Here is a 4,560-nt window from a genome sequence, read left to right as displayed (position 1 = left end):
CGAAGTCCGGGAGAAACGGGGGTGGGCTCATCTACCTCTAGAAGTTGTAGCCCAGCCGCAGGTGCAGCCGGAACTTGCGCACGTCCACGCCGTAGGCCAGGTCGGCCTGCACCGGCCCCACCGGGCTGCGCCAGCGCACGCCCGCGCCGACGCCGACCTTCCACTTGTTCAGCTCGCTGGCCTTGTCGGCCACCGTGCCGGCATCGACGAAGACCGTGCTCTCCCAGTCGGTGAGCTTGCCGTCGCGCACGATGGGCTTCTGCCACTCCACGCTGGCCACGCCCATGAAGCGCCCGGCCACCGTGGCGCCGCTCGCATCGAGGGTGCCGATCTCGCGGTAGGCATAGCCGCGCACGGTGGTGTCGCCGCCGGTCAGGAAGCGCAGCGTGGCGGGGATCAGCGCCTTCTCCCTGGCGGTGATGGCGCCCAGCTCGGCGCGCAGCGCCAGGCGCGAGCGGCGCGCATTGGCCGGCTCGTCGCCCGGCTGCTCGCGCCCCAGCGGCACGATGCCCAGCCAGCGGCCGTAGGCGCGGGTGAAGGGCAGGCGCTCGCCGGTCAGCGTGTAGCCGGCGCCCAACTCCAGCGCCAGGCCCCAGCCGCGGCGCGGGTTGGCGGCGTCGTCGAAGTAGCGCGCCGTCCAGGTCCAGTTGGCGCTCAGTGCGGATGCGGAAGGGAAGGGCGCCTCGCTGCCCACGTACTCGGCGTAGTCGTACTGGAGGAACCAGGCGCGGGTGATGTGCCCGTTGTCCTTGGACAGGCCGTAGCGCAGCCGGCCGCTGTTGACGTCGTAGGTGCCGGCCTTCTCCTGCTTGAGCTCGCCCAGGGTGCCCCAGCGCCAGCCGTTGTCGCCGGGCACCGAGGTCCATTCGGTGTTGAGCACGCGGGTGTCGCGGTCCACCGACAGCTTGGAGGCCGCGCGCCAGCCCAAGAGCGGCATGCGGTTGTGGACGTGGTCGACCGACAGGCGCGGCCCGCTGTCGGTGGTGAATCCCACGCCCAGCACCACCTTCTGCAGCGGCGCCTCGCGCACCTGCGCGACGACGGGGGCGAAGGGCGGCGGCTGCTCGGTGTCGAGCGTGAGGAAGACCGAGTCGTAGTAGCCGCTGCTGGCCAGGCGCTGCTGCGCGTCGAGCAGCTTCTGCTGGTCGTATTCCTCGCCGATGGGCACGCGTGCGATGCGGCGCGCGGCGTCCAGGTCGTAGCGCTCGGCGCCGCGCACCTGCAGCGGGCCGAAGCGGTACGCCGGGCCGGACTGGTAGGTGATCGCCAGGCGCGCCGTGGCGGCGTCGGCGTCGATGTCGGCGCGGCTGGTCTGCACGCTGCCGGTGGGGAAGCGCTGCGCCGTCAGCGCGCGCAGGCCCTGGGTCTTGGCGCCGTCCCAGCCCTGCTGGCCGAACGGCTTGCCGGGGCCCAGCGTCCAGCCGCTGCGGATGGCCTCGCGCTGCTGCTGCACGGCGGCGTCGGCGCCCGGCTCGGCGATCGCGCCGGCGAAGTCGATGTCCACGTCGCGCACCGTGGTGCGGGGCCCCGGCTCCACGGTGATGCGCACCGCGTGCGGCGCCTTGGCCTCGGGCGTGTCGACCAGCTCCAGCGTGAGGTGCGGCGTGAAGTAGCCGAGGGTGCCCAGCAGTTCGCGGGCGTTGGCCTCGGCCGCCACCATCAGGCGCGAGATCTCCGCCACGCCGAGGTCGTCGAGCTGGCGGTAGCGCTGGATCTCCAGGTGCTTGTCGAGCAGCTCGCGCGCCTCGTCGGGCCCGCGCACCTCGACGCTGAAGCCGTGCCGTTCGTCCGCGCTGTCACTGCTGCCGCTGTCGCCCTGGACCGCGCTGGGCGCATCGTCGGCCGGCTTGTCGCGCTTCCAGGGCACCAGGCTGCAGCCTTGCAGCAGCAGGCACATCAGTGCCAGAACAAGTATGGCCCCTCGGTCAATCGCTGCGCGCTTGCCCGATCCGCCGAGGGGATGCCTTTTGTCTTGGGGCGGCCCGGCGACAAAAAACGACGCCGGCCCGCACGCCGGCGTCGACGAGGAGGGCTCCACCCTGAACATGAGGGCATTCTGACATCGGCCACGCGCGGGCCGTGTCGGAGGCCGCCGACCGAGAGGGCCTATTTGGACAGCAGGCGCATCGCGTCCTCCAGCCCCTTGAGCGTGAGCGGGAACATGCGCTGGCTCATGAGCTGCTGGATCACGGAGATGCTCTGGCGGTACTGCCACACGCCCTGCGGCTCGGGGTTGATCCAGGCGAACTTGGGGAAGGCGTGCGTCAGGCGCTGCAGCCACTCGGCGCCCGGCTCCTCGTTGTTGTATTCCACGCTGCCGCCGGGCTGCAGGATCTCGTAGGGGCTCATGGTCGCGTCGCCGACGAAGATGAGCTTGTAGTCCTTGTTGTACTTGCGGATGATGTCCCAGGTGGCGAACTTCTCGGAGAAGCGCCGGCGGTTGTTCTTCCACATGAAGTCGTAGACGCAGTTGTGGAAGTAGTAGAACTCCAGGTGCTTGAACTCGGTCTTGACGGCCGAGAAGAGTTCTTCCACCCGCTGCACGTGCTCGTCCATGGTGCCGCCCACGTCCATCAGCAGCAGCACCTTGACGTTGTTGTGCCGCTCCGGGCGCATCTTGATGTCGAGGTAGCCGGCGTTGGCGGCGGTGCGGCTGATGGTCTCGTCCAGATCCAGCTCGTCCTCGTGGCCCTCGCGCGCGAAGCGGCGCAGGCGCCTGAGCGCCATCTTGATGTTGCGCGTGCCCAGCTCCTGGCCGTCGTCGTAGTCCTTGTAGGCGCGCTGCTCCCACACCTTCACGGCACTGCGGTTCTTGCCCTGGCCGCCGATGCGGATGCCCTGCGGGTTGTAGCCGCCGTGGCCGAAGGGCGAGGTGCCGCCGGTGCCGATCCACTTGCTGCCGCCCTCGTGGCGCTCCTTCTGCTCCTCGAGGCGCTTCTTCAGCGTCTCCATCAGCTCGTCCCAGCCCATCTTCTCGATGGCGGCTTTTTCCTCGGGCGTGAGCTCCTTCTCCAGCACCTTGCGCAGCCAGTCCAGCGGCACTTCCTTGGTGAAGTCGGTCAGCATCTCCACGCCCTTGAAGTAGGCGGCGAAGGCGCGGTCGAACTTGTCGAAGTGCTTCTCGTCCTTCACCAGCGCGGTGCGGCTGAGGTAGTAGAAGTCGTCCATGCCGAAGGCGTCGTCCGAGTTCGGCCCGACCACGTCGGCCTGCAGAGCCTCGAGCAGCGTCAGGTATTCCTTGACCGACACCGGCAGCTTGGCGGCGCGCAGGGTGTAGAAGAAGTCGATCAGCATGGCGGATCTCCTTGGTTGCGCGCTCAGCCGCGCGGCTTGTCCAGCAGGTACAGCAACTGCGCCTTCACCTCCGGCCACTCGCCGCTGCGCAGGCTGTACATCACGGTGTCGCGGATGGTGCCGTCGCGCCGCAGCGCGTGGCCGCGGATCACGCCGTCCTTCCTCGCGCCCAGGCGCTCGATGGCGGCCTGCGATGCGAAGTTGAAGTTGTCGGTGCGCCAGCCCACCACATGGCAGCCGAGCGTCTCGAAGGCATGCTGCAGCATGAGCAGCTTGCAGGTGGTGTTGACGTGCGTGCGCTGCACGCGCCGGGCGTACCAGGTGTAGCCGATCTCCACGCGCTTCACGGCCGGCACGATGTCGTGGTAGCTGGTGCTGCCCAGCACCGTGCCGCTGGCCTCGTCGGTCACGGCGAAGGCGAAGCGGTGGCCTTCCTCGCGCATCCGCAGCGCGGCCTCGACGTAGGCGCGCGTCTCGTCCGGCGCGGGCACCGAGGTCACGCGCAGCCGCCACAGCTCGCCGTCGGCCGCGGCTGCGGCCAGGCCGGCCTCGTGCGCCAGGGCGAGCGGCACCAGCCGCACGCCGCGCAGGGAGAGTTCAACGGGTTCGACGAAGGCCATGTGCGTGTCCAGCGGGCGGGCTCAGGGAGGCGGCGCGCCGTACCTGCGGCGGTGCCAGGCGCGGGCCAACTGCGCGCCGGCCCCGCCGCCCAGGCCCAGCAGCAGGATGCCCAGCATCGCCGGCGTGTCGTAGCCGTTGGAACCGAAGGCATCCCAGCCCAGGGCCAGGCCCAGCCAGCGGCCCAGCAGCGCACCCACGAAGAAACCCGCTGCCTGGGCGATGCCCAGCACGAGCAGCTGGCCGGTGGGAGGGGCCTGGCGGGCCATGTCGGCAGCCTCAGCGGTTGTGCCGCTGCATGAAGACCAGCTTCTCGAACAGGGTCACGTCCTGCTCGTTCTTGAGCAGCGCCCCCACCAGCGGCGGCACCGCGACCTTCTCGTCCTTGGCCTGCAGCGCCTCCAGCGGGATGTCCTCGGCCACCAGCAGCTTGAGCCAGTCCAGCAGCTCGCTGGTCGAGGGCTTCTTCTTCAGGCCCGGCAGCCCGCGCACGTCGTAGAAGGTCTTCATCGCCGCGCCGAGCAGTTCCTGCTTCAGGCCGGGGAAGTGCACCTCGACGATCTTCTTCATCGTCTCGGCGTCGGGGAACTTGATGTAGTGGAAGAAGCAGCGGCGCAGGAAGGCGTCGGGCAGCTCCTTCTCGTTGTT

At 69.6% G+C, this 4,560-nt stretch carries 4 protein-coding genes and 1 pseudogene; all 5 read right to left on the bottom strand.

The features are described 5' to 3' along the window. Positions 1-37: 37 nt before the first annotated feature. Entirely contained in the window at positions 38-1,897 is a 1,860-nt protein-coding gene (locus ACIY1X_RS24985; RefSeq protein ID WP_399685984.1) for an autotransporter assembly complex family protein, read from the bottom strand. Positions 1,898-2,106: 209 nt separating this feature from the next. After that, on the bottom strand, positions 2,107-3,294 hold the full coding sequence (locus ACIY1X_RS24980; RefSeq protein WP_399685983.1) for a VWA domain-containing protein: 1,188 nt from the start codon (positions 3,292-3,294) through the stop codon (positions 2,107-2,109). A gap of 23 nt (positions 3,295-3,317) precedes the next feature. Next, on the bottom strand, positions 3,318-3,914 hold the full coding sequence (locus ACIY1X_RS24975) for a GNAT family N-acetyltransferase (protein ID WP_399685980.1): 597 nt from the start codon (positions 3,912-3,914) through the stop codon (positions 3,318-3,320). Between the two features lie 21 nt (positions 3,915-3,935). Beyond that, entirely contained in the window at positions 3,936-4,181 is a 246-nt protein-coding gene (locus ACIY1X_RS24970) for a hypothetical protein (protein WP_399685978.1), read from the bottom strand. A 10-nt stretch (positions 4,182-4,191) separates the two neighbouring features. Further along, a pseudogene (locus tag ACIY1X_RS24965) lies at positions 4,192-4,560 on the bottom strand (ATP-binding protein); the annotation flags it as partial.

This window comes from Xenophilus sp. (assembly GCF_044462705.1).
Taxonomy (GTDB): Bacteria; Pseudomonadota; Gammaproteobacteria; order Burkholderiales; family Burkholderiaceae_C; genus Xenophilus; species Xenophilus azovorans.
This window is presented reverse-complemented; position numbering and strand designations above follow the sequence as displayed.

Excerpts from the sequence above, each read along its gene's own strand:
- ACIY1X_RS24975 (WP_399685980.1), bottom strand. The coding sequence starts at position 3,914 with ATGGCCTTCGTCGAACCCGTTGAACTCTCCCTGCGCGGCGTGCGGCTG.
- ACIY1X_RS24985 (WP_399685984.1), bottom strand. The coding sequence starts at position 1,897 with ATGTGCCTGCTGCTGCAAGGCTGCAGCCTGGTGCCCTGGAAGCGCGAC.
- ACIY1X_RS24980 (WP_399685983.1), bottom strand. The coding sequence starts at position 3,294 with ATGCTGATCGACTTCTTCTACACCCTGCGCGCCGCCAAGCTGCCGGTG.
- ACIY1X_RS24970 (WP_399685978.1), bottom strand. The coding sequence starts at position 4,181 with ATGGCCCGCCAGGCCCCTCCCACCGGCCAGCTGCTCGTGCTGGGCATC.